Source organism: Microbacterium sp. NPDC059771 (genome assembly GCF_042732495.1).
Taxonomy (GTDB): domain Bacteria; phylum Actinomycetota; class Actinomycetes; order Actinomycetales; family Microbacteriaceae; genus Microbacterium; species Microbacterium sufflavum.
This window is the reverse complement of the sequence record NZ_JBHWHK010000003.1, coordinates 189,538-212,215: the sequence shown is the minus strand read 5'-3', so window position 1 is coordinate 212,215 and position 22,678 is coordinate 189,538. Positions and strand designations below refer to the sequence as shown.

24 protein-coding genes are annotated in these 22,678 nt (G+C 69.6%); 13 read left to right on the top strand and 11 right to left on the bottom strand.

Going from position 1 to position 22,678, the window contains the following annotated elements; genetic code table 11:
* Window positions 1-25 precede the first annotated feature (25 nt).
* The gene (locus ACFV3I_RS18345; protein WP_136034301.1) at window positions 26-394 is read right to left on the bottom strand and encodes a LysM peptidoglycan-binding domain-containing protein; all 369 of its coding nucleotides are present in this window, start codon (window positions 392-394) and stop codon (window positions 26-28) included.
* A gap of 288 nt (window positions 395-682) precedes the next feature.
* On the opposite strand from ACFV3I_RS18345, the gene lexA reads away from it, so the two are divergent.
* Window positions 683-1,375 carry a transcriptional repressor LexA gene (gene lexA / locus ACFV3I_RS18340; protein ID WP_136034303.1) on the top strand — a complete coding sequence of 231 codons (693 nt, stop codon included), beginning with the start codon at window positions 683-685 and terminating at the stop codon, window positions 1,373-1,375.
* A 55-nt stretch (window positions 1,376-1,430) separates the two neighbouring features.
* Here the strand turns inward: lexA and metE are convergent, their stop codons facing one another.
* Together metE and ACFV3I_RS18330 are read right to left on the bottom strand one after the other, a co-directional pair.
* Entirely contained in the window at window positions 1,431-3,743 is a 2,313-nt protein-coding gene (gene metE / locus ACFV3I_RS18335; RefSeq protein ID WP_378803939.1) for a 5-methyltetrahydropteroyltriglutamate--homocysteine S-methyltransferase, read from the bottom strand.
* A gap of 22 nt (window positions 3,744-3,765) precedes the next feature.
* Entirely contained in the window at window positions 3,766-4,713 is a 948-nt protein-coding gene (locus ACFV3I_RS18330) for a methylenetetrahydrofolate reductase (protein WP_378803938.1), read from the bottom strand.
* A gap of 187 nt (window positions 4,714-4,900) precedes the next feature.
* On the opposite strand from ACFV3I_RS18330, the gene ACFV3I_RS18325 reads away from it, so the two are divergent.
* Entirely contained in the window at window positions 4,901-6,769 is a 1,869-nt protein-coding gene (locus tag ACFV3I_RS18325; RefSeq protein ID WP_378803937.1) for a S9 family peptidase, read from the top strand.
* Window positions 6,770-6,778: 9 nt separating this feature from the next.
* Here the strand turns inward: ACFV3I_RS18325 and smpB are convergent, their stop codons facing one another.
* The 3 genes from smpB to ftsE form a co-directional block, all read right to left on the bottom strand.
* Window positions 6,779-7,255: an SsrA-binding protein SmpB gene (gene smpB, locus ACFV3I_RS18320; RefSeq protein WP_136034311.1), complete on the bottom strand. Its 477-nt coding sequence runs from the start codon at window positions 7,253-7,255 to the stop codon at window positions 6,779-6,781.
* 62 nt (window positions 7,256-7,317) lie between these two features.
* Window positions 7,318-8,232: a permease-like cell division protein FtsX gene (gene ftsX / locus ACFV3I_RS18315; protein ID WP_136034313.1), complete on the bottom strand. Its 915-nt coding sequence runs from the start codon at window positions 8,230-8,232 to the stop codon at window positions 7,318-7,320.
* Window positions 8,229-9,317 carry a cell division ATP-binding protein FtsE gene (gene ftsE / locus ACFV3I_RS18310; protein ID WP_206253175.1) on the bottom strand — a complete coding sequence of 363 codons (1,089 nt, stop codon included), beginning with the start codon at window positions 9,315-9,317 and terminating at the stop codon, window positions 8,229-8,231. Before ftsE ends, ftsX begins: the two co-directional genes overlap by 4 nt.
* A gap of 163 nt (window positions 9,318-9,480) precedes the next feature.
* Here ftsE and ACFV3I_RS18305 point away from each other — a divergent pair, with 163 nt between their 5' ends.
* Window positions 9,481-10,899, top strand: coding sequence for a DUF2510 domain-containing protein (locus ACFV3I_RS18305; RefSeq protein WP_378803936.1), 1,419 nt, complete (start codon window positions 9,481-9,483; stop codon window positions 10,897-10,899).
* Between the two features lie 31 nt (window positions 10,900-10,930).
* Window positions 10,931-12,061, top strand: coding sequence for a DUF2510 domain-containing protein (locus ACFV3I_RS18300; protein ID WP_378823924.1), 1,131 nt, complete (start codon window positions 10,931-10,933; stop codon window positions 12,059-12,061).
* 47 nt (window positions 12,062-12,108) lie between these two features.
* Here ACFV3I_RS18300 and prfB read toward each other — a convergent pair whose 3' ends face one another.
* Window positions 12,109-13,221 (bottom strand): peptide chain release factor 2, encoded by a 1,113-nt coding sequence (prfB, locus tag ACFV3I_RS18295; RefSeq protein ID WP_136030651.1) that lies wholly within the window; start codon window positions 13,219-13,221, stop codon window positions 12,109-12,111.
* A 122-nt stretch (window positions 13,222-13,343) separates the two neighbouring features.
* Between prfB and ACFV3I_RS18290 the strand changes: the two genes are divergently transcribed.
* Complete coding sequence (locus ACFV3I_RS18290) at window positions 13,344-14,573, top strand: MFS transporter (protein WP_378823941.1); 1,230 nt, start codon at window positions 13,344-13,346, stop codon at window positions 14,571-14,573.
* Window positions 14,574-14,585: 12 nt separating this feature from the next.
* Here the strand turns inward: ACFV3I_RS18290 and ACFV3I_RS18285 are convergent, their stop codons facing one another.
* Genes ACFV3I_RS18285 through ACFV3I_RS18275 form a run of 3 tightly spaced genes read right to left on the bottom strand, consistent with a single transcriptional unit; the run spans window position 14,586 to window position 15,839 of the window.
* Window positions 14,586-15,017 carry a hypothetical protein gene (locus ACFV3I_RS18285; RefSeq protein ID WP_378823923.1) on the bottom strand — a complete coding sequence of 144 codons (432 nt, stop codon included), beginning with the start codon at window positions 15,015-15,017 and terminating at the stop codon, window positions 14,586-14,588.
* Window positions 15,014-15,448, bottom strand: a complete 435-nt coding sequence (locus ACFV3I_RS18280; protein ID WP_247639024.1) for a TadE family protein — start codon at window positions 15,446-15,448, stop codon at window positions 15,014-15,016. Before ACFV3I_RS18280 ends, ACFV3I_RS18285 begins: the two co-directional genes overlap by 4 nt.
* On the bottom strand, window positions 15,438-15,839 hold the full coding sequence (locus ACFV3I_RS18275) for a TadE/TadG family type IV pilus assembly protein (RefSeq protein ID WP_247639025.1): 402 nt from the start codon (window positions 15,837-15,839) through the stop codon (window positions 15,438-15,440). Before ACFV3I_RS18275 ends, ACFV3I_RS18280 begins: the two co-directional genes overlap by 11 nt.
* Before the next feature lie 622 nt (window positions 15,840-16,461).
* Between ACFV3I_RS18275 and ACFV3I_RS18270 the strand changes: the two genes are divergently transcribed.
* Window positions 16,462-16,959, top strand: coding sequence for a hypothetical protein (locus ACFV3I_RS18270; protein WP_378823922.1), 498 nt, complete (start codon window positions 16,462-16,464; stop codon window positions 16,957-16,959).
* A gap of 81 nt (window positions 16,960-17,040) precedes the next feature.
* On the opposite strand, the gene ACFV3I_RS18265 is transcribed toward ACFV3I_RS18270, so the two are convergent.
* Window positions 17,041-17,502 carry a hypothetical protein gene (locus ACFV3I_RS18265; RefSeq protein WP_378823920.1) on the bottom strand — a complete coding sequence of 154 codons (462 nt, stop codon included), beginning with the start codon at window positions 17,500-17,502 and terminating at the stop codon, window positions 17,041-17,043.
* Between the two features lie 141 nt (window positions 17,503-17,643).
* Here ACFV3I_RS18265 and ACFV3I_RS18260 point away from each other — a divergent pair, with 141 nt between their 5' ends.
* The 7 genes from ACFV3I_RS18260 to ACFV3I_RS18230 all read left to right on the top strand — a co-directional run bounded on the left by ACFV3I_RS18260 (window position 17,644) and on the right by ACFV3I_RS18230 (window position 22,609).
* Window positions 17,644-18,216 carry a hypothetical protein gene (locus tag ACFV3I_RS18260; protein WP_378823919.1) on the top strand — a complete coding sequence of 191 codons (573 nt, stop codon included), beginning with the start codon at window positions 17,644-17,646 and terminating at the stop codon, window positions 18,214-18,216.
* Window positions 18,213-18,893: a hypothetical protein gene (locus ACFV3I_RS18255; protein WP_378823917.1), complete on the top strand. Its 681-nt coding sequence runs from the start codon at window positions 18,213-18,215 to the stop codon at window positions 18,891-18,893. The genes ACFV3I_RS18260 and ACFV3I_RS18255 overlap by 4 nt, the downstream gene beginning before the upstream one ends.
* Window position 18,894: 1 nt before the next feature.
* Window positions 18,895-19,245, top strand: coding sequence for a hypothetical protein (locus ACFV3I_RS18250; protein ID WP_378823916.1), 351 nt, complete (start codon window positions 18,895-18,897; stop codon window positions 19,243-19,245).
* 439 nt (window positions 19,246-19,684) lie between these two features.
* On the top strand, window positions 19,685-19,996 hold the full coding sequence (locus ACFV3I_RS18245; protein ID WP_378823915.1) for a hypothetical protein: 312 nt from the start codon (window positions 19,685-19,687) through the stop codon (window positions 19,994-19,996).
* Window positions 19,993-20,259, top strand: a complete 267-nt coding sequence (locus tag ACFV3I_RS18240; protein ID WP_378823914.1) for a WhiB family transcriptional regulator — start codon at window positions 19,993-19,995, stop codon at window positions 20,257-20,259. Before ACFV3I_RS18245 ends, ACFV3I_RS18240 begins: the two co-directional genes overlap by 4 nt.
* A gap of 254 nt (window positions 20,260-20,513) precedes the next feature.
* On the top strand, window positions 20,514-21,101 hold the full coding sequence (locus ACFV3I_RS18235) for a recombinase family protein (protein WP_378823912.1): 588 nt from the start codon (window positions 20,514-20,516) through the stop codon (window positions 21,099-21,101).
* Between the two features lie 68 nt (window positions 21,102-21,169).
* A complete protein-coding gene (locus tag ACFV3I_RS18230) occupies window positions 21,170-22,609 on the top strand; it encodes a hypothetical protein (protein WP_378823911.1) in 1,440 nt (479 codons plus the stop codon).
* Window positions 22,610-22,678 lie beyond the last annotated feature (69 nt).

The following is a 22,678-nucleotide window of genomic DNA, read 5'->3' as shown; positions in this document are numbered from 1 at the left end:
ACGAGGCGGCACCGACGGCCATGCGTCACTCCGCGTACTGCGCCGGGATCGCGAGCTCCTGACCGATCTGGATCTCTCCGCCGCGGAGCAGGTTCATGCGGCTGATGTCGCCGATCACGTCGCGCGGGTCGGCCTCGGGAGCGATCGAGCCGGCGATCGACCAGAGGGTGTCACCGGGCATGACCGTGATGGTCTCGACGGCGGCCACGGGCTTGTCGGCACCGGAGGCGATGGCGCTGCCGCCGCTGATCGCCGCGAAGGCGATGCCGACGGCGAGCGGGACGGACGCGACCGCGAGCAGCACACCGCGACCGCGAGCCGTGAGCCGGAGCCGCGTGGCCGGACGGGCCGTGGCGGAGATCGCGGTCGCGGTGCTGAGGCTGATGGTGCTCATGTCTGCTCCTTCACTGTCCCGGCGCCGCGAGGGCCCGGGGAGGTTGGCGTAGCGTTCGCATCCGCGACTCGGCCGGGAGCCGTGAATGCGAAGCTACGTTCCGAAGATATCTTCGAGTTCGAACATCTGTCAAGCTGTCTTCGAAACCCTGTCCACGAATCGTCCGACACGCTCGAACAGATCTTCCAGATCGGCGCGATTCTCGGATACGGTTTCGACAAGGACACCCCACCACGGGCCACCGACATTCGAAGAGCGACGTCGGATCTCACGCACTGAAGGAGCATCATGAGCGAGACCACAGCCCCGGAGTCGGAGGCGCCGCGGACCCGCCGTCGCAAGAGCCTCAGCCCCAAGCAGATGGCGATCCTGGAGGTCATCCAGGCCGCCATCGCCCAGAACGGCTACCCGCCGAGCATGCGCGAGATCGGCGACGCCGTCGGGCTCAAGTCGCTCTCCAGCGTCACGCACCAGCTCGGCCAGCTGGAGCTGAGCGGCTACCTGCGTCGAGACCCGGGCAAGACGCGGGCCATGGAGGTGCTGATCGACCTGCCCGGCACCGGCTCCGGCGCCGAGAACCCGGCCGATGTCACGACTCCCGTCGGCGACGCCGCGCTCGTGCCCCTCGTCGGCCGCATCGCCGCCGGCGTGCCCATCACCGCGGACCAGCAGGTCGAGGAGATCTTCCCGCTCCCCCGGCAGCTCGTCGGCAAGGGCGACCTGTTCATGCTCAAGGTCTCCGGCGAGTCGATGATCGACGCCGCCATCTGCGACGGCGACTGGGTCGTCGTCCGCTCGCAGCACGACGCCGAGAACGGCGAGATCGTCGCGGCGATGCTCGATGGCGAGGCCACCGTCAAGGTGCTCCGTCGCCGCGATGGACACACGTGGCTGCTGCCGCGGAACACCGCCTTCGAGCCCATCCTCGGCGACGAGGCCGTGGTGCTCGGCAAGGTCGTCGCGGTGCTGCGAGCCGTCTGACCCGGACACGACGAAGGCCCTCCCCGATCGCTCGGAGAGGGCCTTCGTCACGTGATCAGACCGAGGCGCCCACCTCGGCGCGCACGCGGCGCGTGGCCTCGACGATGTTCCGCAGCGACGCGGTGGTCTCCTCGTAGCCGCGGGTCTTGAGGCCGCAGTCCGGGTTGACCCAGAGCTGCCGCGTGGGGATCTCCTCCACGGCGCGACGCAGCAGGGACTCCACCTCCTCCACCGCGGGAACCCGCGGGGAGTGGATGTCGTAGACGCCGGGGCCGATGCCGTGGTCGAACCCGGCCTCGGCGATGTCCGCGACGACCTCCATCCGGCTGCGGGCGGCCTCGATGGACGTGACGTCGGCGTCCAGCGCGCGGATCGCGTCGATCACGACACCGAACTCCGAGTAGCAGAGGTGCGTGTGCACCTGCGTGCCCGGTGCTGCCCCACCGGTCGCCAGACGGAACGACGCCACCGACCAGTCCAGGTAGGACGGCTGATCGGCCTTCTTCAGCGGCAGCAGCTCGCGCAGGGCCGGCTCGTCGACCTGGATCACGGCGATGCCCGCCGCCTCGAGGTCGGCGATCTCCTCGCGCAGCGCCAGGGCGACCTGGTTCGCGGTCTCCCCCAGCGGCTGGTCGTCGCGCACGAACGACCACGCGAGGATCGTCACCGGCCCCGTGAGCATGCCCTTGAGGTGCTTCGCGGTGAGCGACTGCGCGTATCCGGACCAGTCGACCGTGATCGGTGCCGGCCGGGAGACGTCGCCCCACAGGATCGACGGTCGTGTGGCGCGGGAGCCGTACGACTGCACCCACCCGTGCTCCGTGACCGCGAAGCCGTCGAGGTTCTCGGCGAAGTACTGCACCATGTCGTTGCGCTCCGGCTCCCCGTGCACCAGCACGTCGAGCCCGAGATCCTCCTGCAGCGACACGACCGCGGCGATCTCCCGGCGCAGGAAGTCGTCGTAGTCGTCGCGGGGGATCTCACCGCGCGTGAACCGCGCCCGTGCGCGACGGATGTCGGCGGTCTGCGGGAACGACCCGATCGTCGTCAGGGGCAGGACCGGGAGGCCGAGGGCCTCCTGCGCACTCTCCCGCTCCTCGTAGGACACCCGAGAGAAGTCGGCGTCGACCAGCGCCCGCTTGCGCACCGCGCCGTCGCGCACGCCGGGCGCATCCAGCCGGTCGCGCAGGGCCGCCGAGGCCTCGTCGAGCTCGGCGGCGATCGCCTCGGGGCCGTGCGACAGCCCGCGGGCCAGCACGCCGACCTGCTGCACCTTCTGATCGGCGAACGCCAGCCACGACACCAGGCGGGGGTCGAGCGAGGTCTCGTCGGCGACGTCGTGCGGCACGTGCAGCAGCGAGGTCGAGGTGGAGGCCGACACGGCCGCGGCCCCCAGGTCGCGCAGACGCTCGAGCGTGGCGAACGCCGCGGCCAGGTCGCCCCGCCAGATGTTGTGCCCGTCGATCACGCCGCCGACGAGCGTCTTGTCCGCGAGACCCTCCGCCGCGGACGGCACAGCGCCACGGACCAGGTCGACCGCGATCGCCTCGACGGGCGCGGCCGCGAGGACCGGGAACACGGCGTCGAGCGCCGCGTACGGGGCGGCGACGAGGATCGACGGACGGTCCTCCGCTCCCCCGAGCACGGCGAGTGCACGTTCGGCCGCGGTCGCCAGGGCGGCGGTGTCGGCGGGGAGCGACTCGCTCACGAGCGCCGGCTCGTCGAGCTGCACCCAGGTCGCTCCCGCGGCCCGGAGGCGGGCGAGCAACTCCCGGTACACGGGGAGCACGTCGTCCAGGCGCGACAGCGGCTCGAAGCCCTCGGGGGCGTCGTCCGAGGCCTTCGCGAGCGCCAGCAGGGTGACCGGGCCGACCACGACCGGGCGGGTCGTGAAGCCTGCGGCAGCGGCCTCTGCGACCTCGCGCACGAGCCGGTCGCTGGACAGCGAGAACACCGTCTCCGGACCGATCTCCGGCACGAGGTAGTGGTAGTTCGAGTCGAACCACTTCGTCATCTCCAGCGGCGCGCGCTCCCCCTCGCCCCGCGCGATCGTGAAGTACGCCGGGAGGCCGACCGTGCCGTCGGCGGCGCGCAGGTGCTCGAAGCGCGAGGGGATCGCGCCCACGGTCACCGCGGCGTCGAGCACCTGGTCGTAGAACGAGAAGGACTCCGGGATCGCGGAGTCGTCCCGGCCGAGGCCGAGCGCGGCGAGCCGCTCTCGGGTGGCGGCGCGCAGCTCGGCGGCCGTGCGCTCCAGCTCCTGCTCGTCGATGCGGCCCGCCCAGAACGCCTCGACGGCCTTCTTGAGCTCGCGGCGACGGCCGATGCGGGGGTAGCCGAGGATGGTTCCCTCGGGGAATGCGGTCATGGTGTTTCCTTTCGGCGGGGGTCTAACGGCGCAGAGCCGGGAGGATGCCGGCTTCGGCGAGGACGGTGAGGACGGTCTCGTGCTGGTTGAAGGCGTAGAGGTGCACGCCGGGGGCGCCGCCGGCCACGACCTGCGCGGCCAGGCGCGCGGCCCAGGCGATGCCGATCTCGCGGCGGCCCTCGGCGGTCGGCTCCACGTCGAGGGCGATGGAGAGCTCTCCGGGCAGCTCCTCTCCCGTGAGCTCCAGCACGCGGGAGAGCCGAGCGGGCGAGGTGATGGGCATGATGCCGGGCAGGATCGGGATGGTCACCCCGGCCGCGCGGGCACGCTCCACGAAGGCCAGGTAGTCGTCGGCGTGGAAGAACAGCTGTGTGATCGCGAACGTCGCACCGGCGGCCTGCTTCGCGAGCAGGGCCTCCACATCCTGCGTGCGGTGGGTCGCCCGCGGGTGGCCCTTCGGGAACGCGGCCACCGCGATGTTCACCCTCCGCCGCGGCGCGACCCGGGCGGCACCGGGGATCCCGGGAACCGGCGACTCCTCGTACGGCGCACGCTCGGCCTGCACGCGGTCGATCAGCTGGACGAGCTGGGCCGCGCTCTCCAGGTCGCCGAGGAAGTCCTCGGTCTGCCCGGCGGGCGGGTCGCCCCGCAGGGCGAGGAAGCTGAGGATCCCCGCGTCGAGGAACTCGCGGATGAGCGCGGTCGCCCCGACGTAGGTGTTGCCGACGCACGTGAGATGAGCGAGGGGCTCGACGTCGGTGTGGGTGCGGATGAAGCGCAGCACATCGAGCGAGCGCCCCCCGGTGGAGCCGCCGGCACCGTAGGTCACCGACAGGAACTCCGGACCGGCTGCGGCCAGGCGCAGGACGGTCTCGTGCAGCGCCTCCTCGCTCGACGCGTTGCGCGGAGGGTAGAGCTCGAAGGAGAACGGCACGCGGGCGGTGCCGGTGGTGTCGATCTCGGTGGACATCTTCACTCCTGGGGACAGGGGGCCGGGGCGCGCGGACGGCACGGGAGGCGTGTCGTTCGCGGGCGGGTGCCGGGCTCGGCTGTCGCTCCACGCCCTGGACGAACCGGGCGTTTCCAGCAACCTAGAACAGCCCCGCGCGGGGCCGCACGTGTGTGACGCCGTGTGTCGGTCCGCCTAGGCTCGAGGCATGTCGTCGCTGCCCTTCGGTTCCTGGCCCTCCCCCTTCACCGCCGCGTCTGTCGCGACCTCCGCACCGCGCATCGACGGCGCCCGGTTCGCCGGGTCGGAGATCTGGTGGGGCGAGTCCGTGCCGGCCGAAGCCGGACGCGTGACCGTACGCAGCTCCTCCGGCGCCGAGATCCTGCCGGCTCCGTGGAGTGCGCGGTCGCGCGTGCACGAGTACGGCGGCGGGGCGTGGACGGCCGGCGACGGTGCGCTGTTCTTCGTCTCGGGCGCGGATCAGCGCGTGCATCGCCTCGTCCCCGGGGGCGAGCCCGAGCCGCTCACGCCCGCCGGTGCGTCGTACGGCGGACTCCGACTGCAGAGCGGACGACTGCTGGCCGTGCGCGAAGACCTCCGTCCGGACCCGCACCGGCGCGGCATCGTCGAGATCCCGGTGGACGGATCCGCGGCCGAGGACGACGGCGCGCTCCGGGTGATCGCGGAGGGCACGGGCTTCTTCGCGCACCCGGCGCTGTCGCCCGACGGCACGCGGGTGGCCTGGGTCGAGTGGCACGAGCGGACGATGCCGTGGGACGAGGCGCAGCTCGCGATCGCGTCGCTCGCCGACGGCGAGATCGTGCGCATCGCGTCGTCCGCCGCCCTGCAGCCGGAGTGGCTCGACGACACCGCGCTCGTGTACGCCGACGACGCGTCCGGGCGCTGGCAGGTGCAGCGCCTTCACGTCGACGGCGTGACACCCGCAGCCGCACCGATCGCCCTGACCGGGACCGACGCCGACACCGGCTACGGCCTGTGGGTGCTGGGCAACCGGTGGTTCCAGCCGCTGGCGGACGGACGCGTGGTCGCCGCGCGCACGAACGGCCGCGACGAGGTGCACGTGCTCCCGGCGGACGGCACGACGAGCACCGCGCTGGACCTCCCCGCCGACGGGCACGTGAGCGTGGACGACGTGTCCGGCTCCCGCGTGCTGCTCAGCGGCAACAGCTCGGGCACCACGCCCGGGGTGTGGTGCGTTGACCTCGACTCGGGCCGCGTGGAGGCCGTGGCGGGCGGGGTCCCGTCCGATCCGGAGTGGATGCCCGGCGCGCAGCCGATCGTGGTGGACGGCGCGCACGGCTCGGTGCACGCGTTCGCCTACCCGCCCGCGAACCCCGCGCACACCGCGGCTCCCGGCGAGCTTCCGCCGTACATCGTGTTCGTCCATGGAGGACCGACCGCGCATGTGACGGGGGCCGCGTCGTCCGAGGTCGCGTTCTTCACGAGCCGCGGCATCGGCGTGCTCGACGTGAACTACGGCGGCTCCACCGGCTACGGCCGCGCCTACCGCGACCGCCTCGTCGGGCAGTGGGGTGTGGTCGACGTGGACGACGTGGTCGCCGCCGCGCGGGGCCTGGCCGATGCGGGGCTCGCCGACCCCGCGCGCATCGCGATCCGCGGCGGTTCGGCCGGCGGCTGGACCGTTCTGTCGGCGCTGGTGCGGGGCGGGACCTTCGCGGCGGGCATCAGCCGCTACGGTGTGGCGGACCTGCGCCTGCTGGCCGCCGAGACGCACGACTTCGAGGCGCCGTACCTCGACGGTCTGGTCGGGCGGCTGCCGGAGGACGAGCACGTGTACGTCGAGCGTTCACCCCTCACGCACGCCGACCGGATCGACGTGCCCGTGCTGCTGCTCCAGGGCGGCGAGGACCGCGTGGTGCCTCCGTCGCAGTCCGAGGCGATCCGCAACGCCCTCGCCGCGAACGGCATCGAGCACGAGTACGCGCTGTATCCGGCAGAGGGGCACGGCTTCCGCAGCGCGGAGAACATCGTGGACGCTCTGCAGCGCGAGCTCGCGTTCCTCGGCCGCGTGTTCGGCTTCACCCCGGCGCCCTGACGGCGCGGGCTACTCGCCGACGCGGTTGCGCAGGCGCATGGCCCGCTCGGCCTCGCGCGTGTCCTGCCGCTCGCGCAGCGTCTGCCTCTTGTCGTACTCGCGCTTTCCCTTCGCGAGAGCGATCTCGACCTTGGCCCTGCCGTCGGAGAAGTAGAGCTTCAGCGGGATCAGGGTGTATCCACCGGCCGAGACCGCGTGGGAGAGCTTGGCGATCTCCTCACGGTGCAGCAGCAGCTTGCGGATGCGCTTGGCGGAGTGGTTGGTCCAGTGCCCCTGCGAGTACTCCGGGATGTGCACGGCGTCGAGGAACACCTCGTTCCCCTTGACGAACGCGTATCCGTCGCTGAGGTTCGCGCGCCCCTGACGGAGTGACTTGACCTCGGTGCCGGTGAGCACCATTCCCGCCTCGTACGACTTCTCGATGGTGTAGTCGTGACGCGCGCGACGATTGGTCGCGACGACTTTCTCCCCGCGCTCCCTGGGCATGATGCTCTCCTGTTGCCGTGACGAGCTCGACCGAGGATCCGGCCGAGCAGCCTTTCAGGGTATCAGGTGCGCAGCCAGCGACGGATCGCGAAGCCGGCCGACAGCGCCGCCAGCACGACGCCGATCCCCACCAGCACGGGCACCACGAGGAACGCGTCGTTCATGGTGACCCAGGTCGTGATGAACGGGACCCGCCCGCGCAGGTAGCCGTTGACGCCGAAGTGCACCCCGGCGACGACTGCCGCGCACGCGAGCGCCGAGCCGAGGAAGGCCGCGAAGACGCCCTCCAGCACGAACGGCGTCTGGATGAACCGGTTGGACGCGCCCACCAGGCGCATGATCCCGATCTCCTTGCGTCTCGCGTAGGCCGATAGTCGGATGGTCGTCCCGATCAGGAGGGTCGCGGCGATCAGCATCAGCACGGCGATCCCGACCGCGATGTAGGTCGCGACGGTGAGCGCGGAGAACAGCGGCTCGAGGTACTGCAGCTGGTCCTGCACCTGCTCCACGCCCGCCTGTCCGCTGAACGCCTCGGCGAGCACCTGCGACTGCCCCGGATCCTTCATCGTCACGAAGAACACCTCGAACGCCTGGTCGGGCGTGAGCACGCTCGCCTGCTCCTCGCCCACCTGCTCGACGAGCTTGGCGTACGTCTCCTCTTTGGTGTCGAACGTCATGGAGCTGATCAGCGGCGCCAGCGCGTCGCCCTCGAGCTGGGCGCGCACCGCGGCGACCTGCTCCTCGCTGGCGGCGCCGTCGACGCAGGTGTCCGACTCCGACACCGCCGAGCACATGTACACCGCCACCTGGGCACGCTCGGCCCAATAGCCCCGCATCACGCCGATCTGGGACTGCATGAGGATCGCCGCGCCCACGAAGGTCAGCGACACGAACGTCACCAGCACGACGGAGATGACCATCGAGATGTTGCGACGGAGACCAACGAGGGCCTCGGTCAGGATCAGGCCGATTCTCATGAGGTCGGGCCCACTTCCTCGTCGTCCTGGTCGGAGAGGCCGAGACGGTCGGCCACGCCGAGCTCGGCGACGTCGACCTCCGGCAGCACGATCGGGTGTGTGCGAGGGGTGGCCGGACGCTCGACCGGAGCCTTCTCCGCGGCCGGGGTACGCTCCGCCTCATCCGGCGGTTCCACCACTCCGCGACGCGGCGGCTCGGGCGGCTCGACCACCTGCGGCTCACGTTCCGGCTGCGGGGCCGCGGCTGCGGCGGCGCGGCGCTGCGCGTCGAGCTCCTCCGCCAGGGCGGCACGCACCACCGACAGGTCGGCGGTCTGCCGCTGCACCTCCTGCACCGCGGTGAGGGCGGCCGCGGCGGCGGCTCCCCGCACCTCCTCCGGCGCGAGTCGCGGGATGTTCGAGGTGTCGCCGTAGCCGCCGTGGACCTCGTCGCGCACCATCTCGCCGTCGCGCAGCTCGATCACGCGGCGACGCATCTGATCGACGAACCCCGCCTCGTGCGTGGCCATGAGCACGGTCGTGCCACCGGCGTTGATGCGGGCGAGCAGCTGCATGATGTCGACGGAGGTCGCGGGGTCGAGGTTTCCGGTGGGCTCGTCGGCCAGCAGCACCTGCGGACGGTTCACGAGGGCACGGGCGATCGCGACGCGCTGCTGCTCACCGCCGGAGAGCTCGTGCGGCATGCGCTTCTCCTTGCCCTCGAGCCCGACCAGTGCCAGGGCCTCGGGCACGGCCTGCTGGATGAAACCGCGCGAGGAGCCGGTGACCTGCAGCGTGAACGCGACGTTTTGGTGCACGGTCTTGGACGGCAGCAGGCGGAAGTCCTGGAACACGGAGCCGATGTGGCGACGGAAGTACGGCACCTTCCGGTTCGCGAGGGAGCGGAGATCGCGACCGAGGACGGCGACGCGACCGCTGGTGGGCACGTCCTCCCGCAGGATGAGCCGCAGGCAGGACGACTTGCCCGATCCCGAAGCGCCGACGAGGAAGACGAACTCCCCGCGTTGCACTTCGAAGTCGACTCCGGACAGGGCGGGCTTCGACGTCCCGCGGTAGCGCTTCGTGACGTTCTCGAACCGAATCATGGCGATTCGAGCCTAAGCGCGGGCTCTGCGCTGACCCGCTGCGACACCCCGCGCGGCCTCAGGCCGTCGACCTGTGCAAACGGTGTCGGCGTCGCTGCCCACTGCTATACATGGAGAGTCGATTCGCGTCACCCACGCGAGCGCGCACACGGAGGGGACTTCCATGACGACACCTGCTGGCTGGTACGACGACGGCTCCGGTCGGCTGCGGTGGTGGGACGGCCAGCAGTGGACCGAGCACTTCGCGCCCGAGACGCCCGCTGTGCCCGCCCAGGAGTCCCCGTCATCCGAGTCCGAGACGATGCCGGGTGCGCCCGCCGCGGCGGTGCCCGACGCGCAGCCCGAGGCCACGGCCGCCGACGCCACCGCACCCGACGCCACCGCGCCCGAGACCACCACGCCCGACGCCACCGCGACCGCCGCCGACGCCACCGCACCTGACGCCGCCACTCCCGACGCCACTGCACCCGACGCCACCGCCGCCACCGCCGCCGCTGACGCGCCAGAGGCCGTGGTCGCACCCGAGCCCGCGAGCGACTGGGCCGCGCCAGCCTCGGGCGCCCACGAGCTTCCCGGTGCCGCGCCGGTGGCCGACTGGTCTGCGCCCGGAGCCACGGCGGCCGGGACGGTCACGCCGCCTCCGACCGGAGTGCAGCCTCCCGCCGGACTGGCCGCCTCTCCGCAGGGCGGCTACCCCGGGCAGTACTCCCCCGCCGCGCAGCCTGCGGGCCAGGGCGGCTACCCGGGGCAGGCGGCCTACCCCACCGCGCAGACGTATCCCGCTCAGGGCGGCGGCTACCCCGGCGCTCCGGCTTACGCCGCGGCAGCCCCGGCGCCGGCGAAGATCTCCGTGCTGGGCCTCGTCGGCCTCGGTCTCGCCGCCCTCGGCCTGCTCCTCGCCTTCACGCCGTTCACGGTCGTCTTCTCGTGGCTGTTCCTCGGCGCGGGCTTCATCGTGTCGCTCATCTCCCTGTTCCTGAAGGGCAAGAAGTGGCCGGGCATCACGGGCCTGGGCGTCTCGGTGCTCGGCGCGATCATCGCCGCGATCATGAGCTTCGTGTTCTTCCTCGGTGCCGTCGCCAGCCAGGTCGACCGCTCCGACTCGCTGCCCGACGACGGCTCCGACACGGGGACGAGCGACTCAGGCACGGATTCCGGAACGGACGACGGCACCGGCTCCGGCACGGTCGTCGAGGGCAGCCTCGGCGATCCGATCACCGTGACGCAGATGTCCGGCAGCGCGGAGCTGACGATCACGTCCGCCACCTGGGGCACCACCAACGGCTCGGACTTCGAGGCGACCAACGGCGGCTACCTGGTGATCGACCTCACGTGGGAGACGCTCGAGGGCACGACCTATGTGAACCCGCTGTACTTCTCGGTCGAGACCGCGGAGGGTGCCGAGGGCGACTACGACATCTTCGGCGATGCGACACTCGAATCGAGTGAACTCCCGGCGGGTGAGACCACGCAGGGCACCGTGTCGTTCGATGTCGCCCAGAGCGGATCGTACGTCGTGATCGTCAGCGACGAGCTGTTCCAGGAGGTCGCCCGCGTGACCGTGGAAGCCACCGCGCGCTGAGCGTCGCCCGAAGAAGACAGAGGCACCGCTCATGACGACACCCGAGGGCTGGTACGACGACGGCTCCGGCAGCCTGCGGTGGTGGGACGGCCAGCAGTGGACCGCGCACGTCCGCAGCATCGACCCGAACCCCTCTGCGCCCGAGATCCCTGCGTCGTCGGGCGTACCGCAGCCTCCCGCCTCCACCGCGGGGACCGAGCCCGCACCCGCGGTGCCGACGCCCGCGGTGCCGACGCCCGCGATGCCGACACCCCCGGTGCCGCTCGCAGCTACCCCGGTCCAGGCGGCCTTCGAGCCGTTCGTGCCGCCGTCCTCGCCGTTCACCCCGTCCTCCCCGTACGCGGCGCCCCCGTACGCGGCAGCCCCGGGGTCCGCAGCCACCGCGGCCCCGGGCAACGGAGCGGCCGTACCACTGGGACCCGGCTCCCCGGGCGCACCGGCCGCCGCATCGAGCACGACCGCGCGGCGTCCGTCGATCCCCGGCCTGGTCGGGCTCGCGGTCGCGCTGGTCGGGGTCGTGCTCGCGTGCGTGCCCCTCACGGCGCCGATCGGATGGGTCGTCGTGGCTGCCGGCTTCGTCGTGTCGCTCGTCTCGCTGTTCCTGCGGGGAACGAAGTGGCCGGGCATCGCCGGGCTCGCCGTGGCCGTGCTCGGCTCGACCCTCGCTGGCGCGGTCGCCCTGATCGCGGTCGGGCTCACGTCGGTCGAGGCGTCCGGAGACCCGGTGCCGTCGCCGAGCGCGCCGGCGACGGAGTCCGGTTCGCCCGTCGACCCGTCGACGATCGACGGCGCCGAGATGGTCGCGTTCGAAGACCTCGAGGTGGGCGATTGCCTCCCCTACGTGGACTACACCGGCGAGGACACGATCTTCGAGCTCCCGGTCGTGCCGTGCGATCAGCCGCACACCGACGAGGTGTACTTCATCTACGAGGTCGACGACCAGACCTTCCCCGGCGAGAGCGCACTGCTCGATGAGGCGTGGGACGGCTGCCTGGCGCAGTTCGAGGGATTTGTCGGCGTCCCGTACGAGCAGTCGGAGCTGGACTTCTACAGCTACCAGCCCACGAAGGCGTCGTGGACCCGTGCGGGCGACCGCGCGATCCAGTGCATCGCCTACAGCTACGACGATGTGACCGGCACGCTGCGCGGCGCCGCTCGCTGACCGCCGCACACGACGAAGGCCCCGGAGCGATCCGGGGCCTTCGTGCGTCAGTCGTCGTCGTCGCGGCGCTTGCGCCAGCGGATGCCGGCGGAGATGAAGTCGTCGAGGTCGCCGTCGAACACCGCGGCGGGGTTACCCGACTCCTGCCCCGTGCGGAGGTCCTTCACCAGCTGTTGGCCGTAGAGGAAGTAGGAGCGCATCTGGTCGCCCCAGCTCGCGGTGATGTTGCCCGCCAGCTCCTTCTTCTTCGCCGCTTCCTGCTCCTTCTGCAGCAGCAGCAGGCGGTTCTGCAGCACGCGCATGGCGGCTGCCCGGTTCTGGATCTGCGACTTCTCGTTCTGCATCGACACGACGATGCCGGTCGGGAGGTGCGTGATGCGCACGGCGGAGTCGGTCGTGTTGACCGACTGCCCACCCGGGCCCGAGGAGCGGAACACGTCGACGCGGATGTCGTTCTCCGGGATGTCGACCTCGGTGGCCTCCTCCATCAGCGGGATCACCTCGACGGCGGCGAACGACGTCTGCCGCTTGTCGGCCGAGCCGAAGGGGCTGATGCGCGCGAGGCGGTGCGTGCCGGCCTCGACGGAGATCGTGCCGAACGCGTAGGGGGCATCGATCTCGAAGGTCGCCGACTTGATGCCCGCACCCTCGGCGTACGAGGTGTCCATCACCTTGACGGGGTACTTGTGCCGCTCAGCCCACCGCAGGTACATGCGCATGAGCATCTCCGCGAAGTCGGTGGCGTCGTCGCCACCCGCCCCGGAGCGGATCGTGACGATCGCGCTGCGCTCGTCGTACTCGCCGTCGAGGAGCGTCTGCACCTCGAGCTGGTTGATGAGGTCGGTCAGGGTGCCGAGCTCGTTGCGCGCCTCGATGGCGGAGTCCTCGTCGCCCATCTCGTTGGCCAGGTCGACGAGCACCTCGAGGTCGTCGAGGCGCTGGGCGATGCCGGTGATGCGCGCGAGCTCGGACTGACGGTGGCTCAGCGCACTCGTCACCTTCTGCGCGTTCTCGGTGTCGTCCCAGAGGTCGGGCGCACCGGCCTCCTCGCTGAGTCGCGCGATGTCCTCGCGCAGACGGTTGACATCGACGACCTCGCTGATGTCGCCGAAGGTGTGCCTGAGCGCCTGGATTTCGGCGGAGAGATCTAGTTCGAGCATGACACCTCAGCCTAACGTGCCGCCCGCGCCCGCGGGGACGCCGTCGTCGGGCGCTGCTCCCGCGCGGGAGTAGCGTGAGGAGGGTGAGCAGCGCATCCACGGTCCTTCGTCAGTTCGGACCGATGGTGTACCTGCCCACCGTCCTCTTCGCTCTCGGCGAGGGGGCCGTCATCCCCCTGATCCCGGTGATCGCCGCGTCGATGGGCGCGGACGTGGCGACGGCGGCGCTGGTCGCGTCGGCGCTCGTGGTGGGACAGCTCTGCGGGAACCTCCCGGCCGGCTGGGCCGTGGGCCGCATCGGCGAGCGATACACGATGGTGATCGCCGGAACGGCGGCGCTGCTGTCCGGAGCGGGCATGCTGTTCGCGCCGTCGCTCGGCGTGCTCGCGGCCTCCGTGTTCGTGCTCGGGCTGTGCGCGGCCGCGTTCGGGCTGGCGCGGCACGCGTTCATGACCACGCGCGTACCCCTGCCGTTCCGTGCGCGCTCGCTGTCCCTGTTGGGCGGCAGCTTCCGTCTGGGCATCTTCATCGGCCCGTTCGTCGCCGCGGGGCTTCTGCAGCTGTTCGGCAGCGAGTCCGCGGCGATCTGGTTCTTCGGCGTCTGCCTCGTGGTGATGGTGCTGCTCGTGCTGTTCGGGCCGGACCCGGAGGCCACGATCCCGCCGGTGCGTTCGACCGAGCGTTTCGTGGAGGACAGCGGAGAGGCCGTGAGCGGCTCGATCCCGACGATCGAGCGCGCGGGCATCTTCCAGACCATGTGGCGGCAGCGACGACTGCTGTCGCGGCTCGGTCTCGCCGCCGCGTCTCTGTCCGCCGTCCGCTCCGCCCGGCAGGTGGTCCTGCCGCTGTGGGGCCTGTCGCTGGGGCTCGACGCGTCGACGATCGCGCTGGTCGTCGGGGTCTCGGGCGCGATCGACTTCGTCCTCTTCTACGCGAGCGGGCAGGTGATGGACCGGTTCGGGCGGCTGTGGGCGGCCATGCCGGCGATGCTGCTCATGGGTGTCGGGTTCCTCGCTCTGGCCTTCACCCACGACGGGGATGCCGCGGTGCTGTGGTTCGGGATGTTCGCCGCCGTCCTGGGCGTGGGCAACGGGCTCTCCAGCGGCATCCTGCTCACGCTCGGCGCCGACGTCGCCCCGGAGCGCGAGCCCGCCGCCTTCCTCGGCTCCTGGCGCACCCTGACCGATGCCGGCGGCGCCGTCGCCCCGCTGCTCGTCTCCGCCATCACCGCGGTGTCGACGCTCTCCGTCGCCGCGGGCGCCATCGGCGTGATCGGACTGCTCGGCGCTGCCGGGTTCCTGCGGTGGATCCCCCGCTTCGTCCCCCGCCCGGATCCGCCCGCGGAGGCCTGAGGCCCCGGCTGGTCACCGCAGGGCGGTGCGGCTCGTCGCGGTCGCCTGCAGCGTGAGACCCTCCGGCACGAACGGCGACACGAGCGGTGGATGCCACGCCGTGCGAACGGTCACGCGCGCCGAAGCCCCGTCCGGGGAGGTCGCCGACACCAGCACCTCGTCCCCGCCCGCACCGTCCACGAGCGGCCGGGCCTGCGCCGCCACCGCCTCGTCCGTGAGTTCCGCGCGCGGCGTCTGCCCCTGCACCGTGAGGACGAAGCCGTCGGTTCCGGCGAGCGCGGCCGCATCGGCGAGGGCGTCCAGGCGCTTCTGGGCGATGTACAGGTCGGTCGCGCAGGCGCACACGAAGATCACGGCGAGCGCGAGCAGCACGTAGCCGAGCACGAGCAGCAGCACGCTCCCCTCCTCCGCGTCCGTGCCCCGGGCGGCGTCCCCCGCCTTCACTCGGCACCCCACTGACGCGACACCTTCTGCGCCGACACGGCCTCGATCGGCACCGACACGGCTCTGTCCAGGCCCAGGACCGCGGGCACGAACGGCAGGCGGGCGCTGGTGGCGACCGAGACCATGACGGTCGCACCGGCGGAGGGGCACGGAACACCCTCCGGACGACACCTCACGGTCAACTGCACGTCGTCGTCGTCGATGCCGTACTGCGATGCGATGCTCGACAGCACCGCATCGCCCCGGGAGGCGGCCGTCCTCGCGTCGGGAGCGGTCGCGATCACGCGCGCCGCGTGCCGGGCGGCGGCCTCGACCCCCAGCGTCTGCTCCTGAACGGAGCCGAGCACGATCACCAGATACAGCAGCGGCACGAGCATCAGAACCCCGGCGGCGATGAACTCCAGGGAGCTCGAGCCGCGATCATCCCGCATCGAACGACTCCGCCGGTGCGTGAGCCTCGACCTGCAGCCCGTACGGCACGCCGATCAGGCCGAACACCGGCAGGCTGGTCCTCACCCGCACGTCGACCGACTCCCGGCCGGCGAGGCGCGATGTCCCGACGGCGACGTCCTCCGCGTAGGCGGGGCCGATCGCGCGGGTGATCACGTCCTGCGTGCGCTGCTTCCCCTCGCCGAGCGAGACGTCTGCGAGGGCGGCGTAGTAGGCGCCCTCCACCGCCGCGTCGTGCACCACATTGCGCACGTAGACCGCGAGCGCCAGCTGCAGCACCGCGAGGGTGAGGGCGGTGAGGAGCGTGCCGACCAGGACGAACTCCACCGGGTTCGACCCGCGGTCTTCGATCACGGCCGCACGGAGGGGCACGTCAGAGACCCGACACCCGCTGGATCGCCTGCTCGAACAGCGAGGTCAGCGCGGGCCCCGCGACCGCCCAGATCACCACGACCAACCCCGCCGTCATGAGCGTCACGAAGAAAACCCTAATAGGGGTATGTGAATATCTAGCGCGTACCCAGCACTAAAGCTGCAAACTTAACGAATATACGCGCTAAACAGGAGTTTTGTAGCTGGCGAAGACCTCGTTCAGGGCGTAACCTCAGCCTGACCCGTCCGAGGCGTGAACGCGGAAACGCCGCCTCCTCCTGGCAGAGAGAGACGGCGATGAAGGTGATTTCCGATGTCGAGCCTACCCGCCGACGTACCCCGTCGCACCCCTGGCCCCCGCAAGCTCACCCTTGCCGAGATGCAGCGCACTACGGTTAGCGCGAGCGCGTCAGAAAAGAGCACTTCGGTTAGCGCGTCACGCGCATCAAGTAAGGTGCTCGCACCCGTTAGCGCGAATCGTGCGTCAAGTAACCCCGTACTCCCCCCAAGGGAGAGACAGGCCGACGAGGGCACGTTGTGGACCTTCTCCTCCAAGGCGACGAGGCCACGAACGGCGGGACGGTCTCAGCGCAAGATCCTCCGGTTCCCGGCGCTCCGCCCGATGTACGCGAAGAACCGCTACGACGCGGAGGGCAACCTGACCCGCAACGGGACCAGCTACAAGGGAGACATCTGGCGCTACTTGGCCACATGGGGCTTCCGTACGCTGAACGATTTGGACGGTGCTGGATATGCCCCACCGTCGCACGAGGATCTGGCCGACCTCTTCGAGCGCCGGATGCGTGAGCGCGCGAAGACGTACGACACCTACTACTCGAACCGCGGCCACGGCATCAGCTACGCCGACATCGAGACGATGGCCGACGCCGCCGCGACGGCAGTGCTCAGGGATTGGTCTCCAGACTGGATTCGAGAAATGAGGGCACGAGGCGCGACCGGAGGGCGGCGCTCCAAGAGCCCGGGGCCTACCTGGACCGACGACGACCTCGATCAGCTCGCCTCCCTCCACGGCCAGACCAAGGCACAGCAGTCCATCGCGCTGGGCGTCTCGCAGAGCACCATCGACCGCATGCGGCGAGCGCTCCGCGAGCGTGGTTAGCGCGTACCGGCATCAATAGCCGAGCGGGCGTCCGACACTGAAGTCACCTCCGATGTCGGAGTCTGCAAGAGCAGCTGATAGTCAGAGGGTTCCGCGAACTACAGCGTCAGTGCAGACTGGCGTCTCCTCAGCGCCGGAGCACACGATCATTGTGTAAAAGTCGATCTCGCTTGGGGCCACGGAGGACACGGCGAACACGCCGGGGTTTGCGACGACGGCTGCACCCCACTCCTCGACGGAGTCGCAGGCGATGAGCGTTACGAACACTTCGTCGTTGTTGTCCTCGGCTCCCGGAACCGCCGCGGCGGCTGCAACGGCATCGATGCACGACAGATCCGTGCTCGTGGGCTTGTTCGGGTATATCTCGATGTGGGGCGCATCATCGGTGGGGGCTGGCTCCGGCTCGACCGAGCTTGGGGGCTTTGGGTCATCCGACGGTGTCGTAGGTGCATTGCCCACGGGTCGTTCGTCGCTTTCTGAGGAGCAGGCAGTCAGCATCGACACCGAAAGAAGTCCTGCGATTACTGCCATCAAGATGCGCATGCCGCGAGCATATCTATCCGCCCAGTTTGATTGACGATCTCCCACGGCAGGAGCAGCGGGCTGGCGCAGCTCATACGCCGCGCAGCGCCGTGTAGCAGTTGTGCCGATACTCGTCCTGACCGCATCGGAAGGGAGGGCATCGTGCCGCAGCCGCAGAGCAACGCGAACTTGTACGGGAGATCCTGCACGATCTGCTCTCACCCCGACCTGATCGAGCTGGATGCGGCTCTCGTCATCCATACGCCGATTGCGCAGCTCGTGCAGCAGTTCGGAGTTAGTCGCGATTCGCTCTATCGCCACGTCAAGTTCCACCTCCGCCCGGCCATCCAGCAGACGATCACGAGCACGCCGGACACACGCCCCCTCGCCTTGGTCGAGCGGCTGGCCGACATCGCCAACGATGCCCGCGCCGCACGAGTTAGCGCGTACGCGGCAGGCAACGCGGCCCTGGGTGCCCGACTGGGCGACGCCGAGACGCGAGCGCTCGACAGTCTGGCCGACCGGTTCCGCATCACGCACGACGATGTCGCAGCCGACCGCGCCAAGGTCGCCAAGCTCGCCCGAGCCCTCGACGCCGCAGTTGAGAAGTCGCCCGAGCTGGCCTCACTCATGGCCGACGCTCTGGATGCCGAGGGGCTGACAGAGCTGGCAGCGGGCATGCGTGCGGAACTTCGCTCGAATCCAGAATCGACCCCACAGGAGATTGCCCCATGAGTATCACCGAGAAGAAGCACCGCCTGTCCGAGCTGACCGCCGAGCTGGACATCCCCGAGTCCGCCGCCTCCTTGACCCCGGCGCAGCAGCGACTGAAGGCCGCACGTGAGCGGGCAGCAGCACTTGACGATGCCGTCGTTGACAACGGCGATCCTCGTGTCGCAGCAGCCGGTGAGTGGATGCACTCGGTCGATGAGTCCGGGGTGAAGATCATGCGCAGCACCTCCATCTTCGGAGCCGCCTCCGTCACCCTCATGCGCGGTGACGAGATCCTTGTTGACGAGGAGATGTTGGCCGCTGACCTCGACCGTCACGGACGCCCTGGTTGGTCCGGGGTGCTCCATGATGAGGCCGCGCAGCTTCAGCGCTGGGGAGCCGTGCGTCTGCGCCCTGGACGTGCTCCTCGTGACCTGGAGTCGTGGACCTACGGCAGCGCGCTGTGGGCGGAGGCACGCGAGCAGGCACGACGCGAGGCGCACCGACTCCCGACCGAGCAGCAGCGCGCTGATGCCCTCGCAGAGGTGCATCGCCGGTTCGGAGCGGCCCCGACGACGAGCGTCACCCTCAACACGGCCAAGACCGCCTCCGAGCGCGCCGCAGTCGAGCAGGAGGCCCGCATCCGCTCCGCAGCGGCCAAGGGCGCGCCCAACGTCGGCCCCAGTCGGGCGGGGGCGTGAGATGGCCGGTACGAATCGCAATCTCTCCGATGCTCTCCGCTATCGCGAGGCCGTCGCGCTATTTCTGAATCTCTCCGGCCACGACGACGCCACAGCTCGACCGATGCGACGGAAGGTGAGCGAGAGCATCGGCCTCTCCTCCTCTGACGTCACGGGCGTGGACGGCTGGCATATCGCGACCAGCAGCCGCGTGACGCACCGTCTGTCGTCAGATCTCACTGAGGCCATCGAGCTGGCCGACGAGGGCGAGCACGTCGCCGTTGTCCAGCATCTCCGCGCCCGCCCGTTGGCCGACTCGCTCGTCGTGATGGATCTCGCGACCTTCTCAGAGATCACTGCACCGAGCCCATGACTCCGCGACCGGCCAGGAGTTGCCACGCCAGCTCATCGAGAGCCTGGCCGGTCGCGGTTCATACAAATCCACACACTCCTCGCGCCGGGTTTCCTAGGCTTGCTCGGCCCTTCAGCCCAGCGCGAGGCGCGGAAGGCGGCTCGATCCCGCCCCGCAAACGCCCCGCCCGCCGTTTCAGAGTCCGGCGGGCGGGGCACCCCCTCAGCCCCGGTCCCCGCGCATCCCATCCACGAAATTGGTGCGGCTTGATGAAGGTCTCTCGCGCGGGGGCCGGTCCCTTCCCCCACCTGGAGTCATCATGAAGAGCAAGCACGCAAGAGTGATCCACCCATTCCGAACGAGCGGCCACAACCCTCGCCCCACGCCCCCTCAGGCGGTCGCACAGCCCCCAGCCACGCCGCAGCAGCCCGCACAGCTCCCGCCGCACCTCCGTCGCCTCGTGAGGCTTCCTGGAGAGTCCACGAGCCCGCCGGATGGCCGCACCCCGCTGCACTACGCCAACCCCGTGTGGCCCGATACGAGGGGCTCGTGGGTCAAGATCGGCGCGAACCACTGCCGCATCCCCCAGAACAGCATCGCGACGATCATCCGCGCCCGTGACGGTCGAGAGTTCGGCGTGATCGCAGGCACCAACGCACTCGACGGCAAGCTGTGGGTGCTCGCGGACACCCCGCACGGCATTCGAGAACTCCGGGGGCTCCCCGTTGGTCTCCGCTCAGACCTCCGCCGAGAGGCGTTCGCACCACGATGACCGCAACGACCGCCTGGAGCGCCCTCTCAGATGCGTTGGCCACCTCGACCCCACCGTGTGCTGGGGATGGCCGTTTCACCGCGGACACCAACGAGCACGATCCCGCCCTCCGCCAGCTCTGCGCGGGCTGTCCGGTACGGCAGCAGTGCCGCGAGTACGGCAAGACCGCCCCGCGGGGCCGCGCCTGGGGGTATTACGGAGGTGTCGTCCGGCGCGTCACGCCGCAGGCGCGCACTCGCGCACGAGAGGCGGCAACGACATGACGCTGATCCCCACCGGGCGCACGACCGCTTGCTCGTGATTCCGTTGTTGGCGTGGATCTCGTCGTCGTGGATCGCGGGAGGATCGACGGACACCCCGCGCTCGTGGCGTATCCCTGAGATGCGTCTCACTTAGCAAGCTAGGTGAGACAGTGCCGAGCACCCCTCGATTGTGTTTCATCGGGACGAGCAAATACAGCATCTGAGATGCATCTCATCTATTGCGTCACAAATGCAGTAGCTGATACATTCGTGTCATGGCGACCGGCAGCGAGACCGCATCCACCGGCTACACCTGGGGATACCGGCGGGTGTCCTCCGTGCAGCAGTCGTACGAACGGCAGACTAAGGCGCTGCACGACGACGGCATCCCCGAGGATCGAATCTACGAGGACAAGCTCAGCGGCAGGACAATGGACCGCCCCGGGCTGACCGCTCTCCTCCGTGTCGCGCGTCCCGGCGACACGGTCGTAGTCTCCTCCCTCGACCGCCTGGGCCGCACAGTGCTGGGCACACTCCAAACGTTCGAAGAGCTGGAGGAAGCGGGCATCCATGTGCGCAGCCTGAAGCCCGGCGAGCAGTTCGACGGCATCACCGGCAAGCTCCTCCGCAACATCATGCTGTCCATCGCAGAGTGGGAGCGCGAGAACATTAAGGAACGCGCCGCCGAGGGTCGCGCAGCACTTGCCGCGAAGGGCGAACGGAAGCCCCGCCCCAAGACCGCCCTCCGCCCCGAGAAAGTGGCCGCTGTGCGGGCTCTCCGAGCGCAGGGCTGGACGATTGACCGCATCGTGAAGAAGGAAGAGATCTCGCGCGCGAGCGTCTACCGCGCCCTCGCGAACTAGCAGCTCTAGTCGCATTCCCATGCTTGTGGATAGGATTCCGAAAATGGCTTGAATGCGATGGGGGAGACATGCCGGAGCGGGTAACAATCGACTGGGCGGACCTTGCGGATCTGGATCTGGACCCGGATAACCCGCGTCACGAACCGGGCATGTCTCGGCGTGACATCATCCGCTACTTGGTCGAGAAGGAAAGCGTCCTCGGGCTCGCTCGCGACATCGCCAAGGTCGGTCTGAGCCCACTGGACATGTTTGGAGCAGTCGCAGCCCCTGAGGGCGGCTACGTCATCCTGGAGGGCAACCGCCGCCTCTGCGCACTCATCCTCCTGCATGACCCGACTCTTGCTCCTCCCAAGGAACGCAAGATCTTCGAACGCCTGAGCCGCGATCTCGACCCCGACGACATCGTCATCGAACTCACTGTCTTCGATGACGAGGATGAGGCGGACGTCTGGATCGACCGGAAGCACGCCGGTCCCGGTAACGGCAACGGTCCGAAGCCATGGAACCCCGTCCAGCTGGCCAGGCGCTACGGTGACCGAACCGGCAACGCTCTCGCACTCGCTCTGCTGGAGTACGGGCAGAGCCACGGGATGCTCACCAAGGCGCAGTCAACGGACATCCTCACTACGATCACCCGTTTCATCTCCAACCCATTCGTTCGTAAGCACGGTCTCGGCATCACGACAAGCGCCTCGGAACCCGAGTTCAAGATCTTGGGCACCCAGTCGCTCTTCGACCTTCGCCTGCAACGCCTCCTCAGCGACATCGTCGCCCGGGCAAACGGAGCGACATCCCGAACGAACAGCGCTGATCGCGCGAAGTACGCGCAGGAGAACCTCGTGAACATCACGGAGCCGGTTGGCCCGACTCCCGAGGACACCGAGGAAAACGAGGACGATACAGAGCAGTCCACGGGCTCTGTTGAGACGACTGCCGACAACGGCGATGAGGCGGCATCGGACGACCCGTCCGCCGACGACGATACGGACGACTCCGAGGGCAGTTCAACTTCCGGTGGGGGGACTCACCCAGATAAGCGACTGAAGCTCGTGCCGGAAGCATTCGCGCCAAGCCTTCGAGATGAGCGCCTGAAGCGAATCCTTGCGGAGCTGAAGTCGGTTCGCCGGTTCAGCCCGTTGGCCGCGGCGCTAATCGTGCGCGTGTTCCTGGAGTCCGTCACCGTCAAGTATCTAGAAACTCGCGGCACACAGATTGGGCAGAACGACAAGCTGCACCTTCTGGTTCACAACGTCTTGACCCACATCGAGAAGGAAAAGAAGAGCGGTGCGATCCACCTCACTAAGGCCGAGGCTGGAGCGCTTGGTCTTCTGAAAGGGCAGGTCTCGAATCCCACGTACGTCTACAGCGCCTTCTACCTGGGCCTCATCGCTCACGGCTCAGCCTTCCCTGACTGGGCCACGCTCACCAAGAAGTGGGACGAGGTGGAGCCGATCCTTGGTTTCATCGCATCGAACGCTGAGCCGCCCATCGAACCCGCGCAAGCGTAACGGGGCCGCGCTGGCCAACGTCGCCAAGAAGCTGTAACGTTCGAGAGACCCCGCTAGCAACCCGAAGTG

Coding starts and splice junctions, on each gene's coding strand:
- ACFV3I_RS18345 (WP_136034301.1), bottom strand. CDS start 394: ATGAGCACCATCAGCCTCAGCACCGCGACCGCGATCTCCGCCACGGCC.
- lexA (WP_136034303.1), top strand. CDS start 683: ATGAGCGAGACCACAGCCCCGGAGTCGGAGGCGCCGCGGACCCGCCGT.
- metE (WP_378803939.1), bottom strand. CDS start 3,743: ATGACCGCATTCCCCGAGGGAACCATCCTCGGCTACCCCCGCATCGGC.
- ACFV3I_RS18330 (WP_378803938.1), bottom strand. CDS start 4,713: ATGTCCACCGAGATCGACACCACCGGCACCGCCCGCGTGCCGTTCTCC.
- ACFV3I_RS18325 (WP_378803937.1), top strand. CDS start 4,901: ATGTCGTCGCTGCCCTTCGGTTCCTGGCCCTCCCCCTTCACCGCCGCG.
- smpB (WP_136034311.1), bottom strand. CDS start 7,255: ATGCCCAGGGAGCGCGGGGAGAAAGTCGTCGCGACCAATCGTCGCGCG.
- ftsX (WP_136034313.1), bottom strand. CDS start 8,232: ATGAGAATCGGCCTGATCCTGACCGAGGCCCTCGTTGGTCTCCGTCGC.
- ftsE (WP_206253175.1), bottom strand. CDS start 9,317: ATGATTCGGTTCGAGAACGTCACGAAGCGCTACCGCGGGACGTCGAAG.
- ACFV3I_RS18305 (WP_378803936.1), top strand. CDS start 9,481: ATGACGACACCTGCTGGCTGGTACGACGACGGCTCCGGTCGGCTGCGG.
- ACFV3I_RS18300 (WP_378823924.1), top strand. CDS start 10,931: ATGACGACACCCGAGGGCTGGTACGACGACGGCTCCGGCAGCCTGCGG.
- prfB (WP_136030651.1), bottom strand. CDS start 13,221: ATGCTCGAACTAGATCTCTCCGCCGAAATCCAGGCGCTCAGGCACACC.
- ACFV3I_RS18290 (WP_378823941.1), top strand. CDS start 13,344: ATGGTGTACCTGCCCACCGTCCTCTTCGCTCTCGGCGAGGGGGCCGTC.
- ACFV3I_RS18280 (WP_247639024.1), bottom strand. CDS start 15,448: ATGCGGGATGATCGCGGCTCGAGCTCCCTGGAGTTCATCGCCGCCGGG.
- ACFV3I_RS18270 (WP_378823922.1), top strand. CDS start 16,462: ATGTACGCGAAGAACCGCTACGACGCGGAGGGCAACCTGACCCGCAAC.
- ACFV3I_RS18265 (WP_378823920.1), bottom strand. CDS start 17,502: ATGCGCATCTTGATGGCAGTAATCGCAGGACTTCTTTCGGTGTCGATG.
- ACFV3I_RS18255 (WP_378823917.1), top strand. CDS start 18,213: ATGAGTATCACCGAGAAGAAGCACCGCCTGTCCGAGCTGACCGCCGAG.
- ACFV3I_RS18250 (WP_378823916.1), top strand. CDS start 18,895: ATGGCCGGTACGAATCGCAATCTCTCCGATGCTCTCCGCTATCGCGAG.
- ACFV3I_RS18240 (WP_378823914.1), top strand. CDS start 19,993: ATGACCGCAACGACCGCCTGGAGCGCCCTCTCAGATGCGTTGGCCACC.
- ACFV3I_RS18235 (WP_378823912.1), top strand. CDS start 20,514: ATGGCGACCGGCAGCGAGACCGCATCCACCGGCTACACCTGGGGATAC.
- ACFV3I_RS18230 (WP_378823911.1), top strand. CDS start 21,170: ATGCCGGAGCGGGTAACAATCGACTGGGCGGACCTTGCGGATCTGGAT.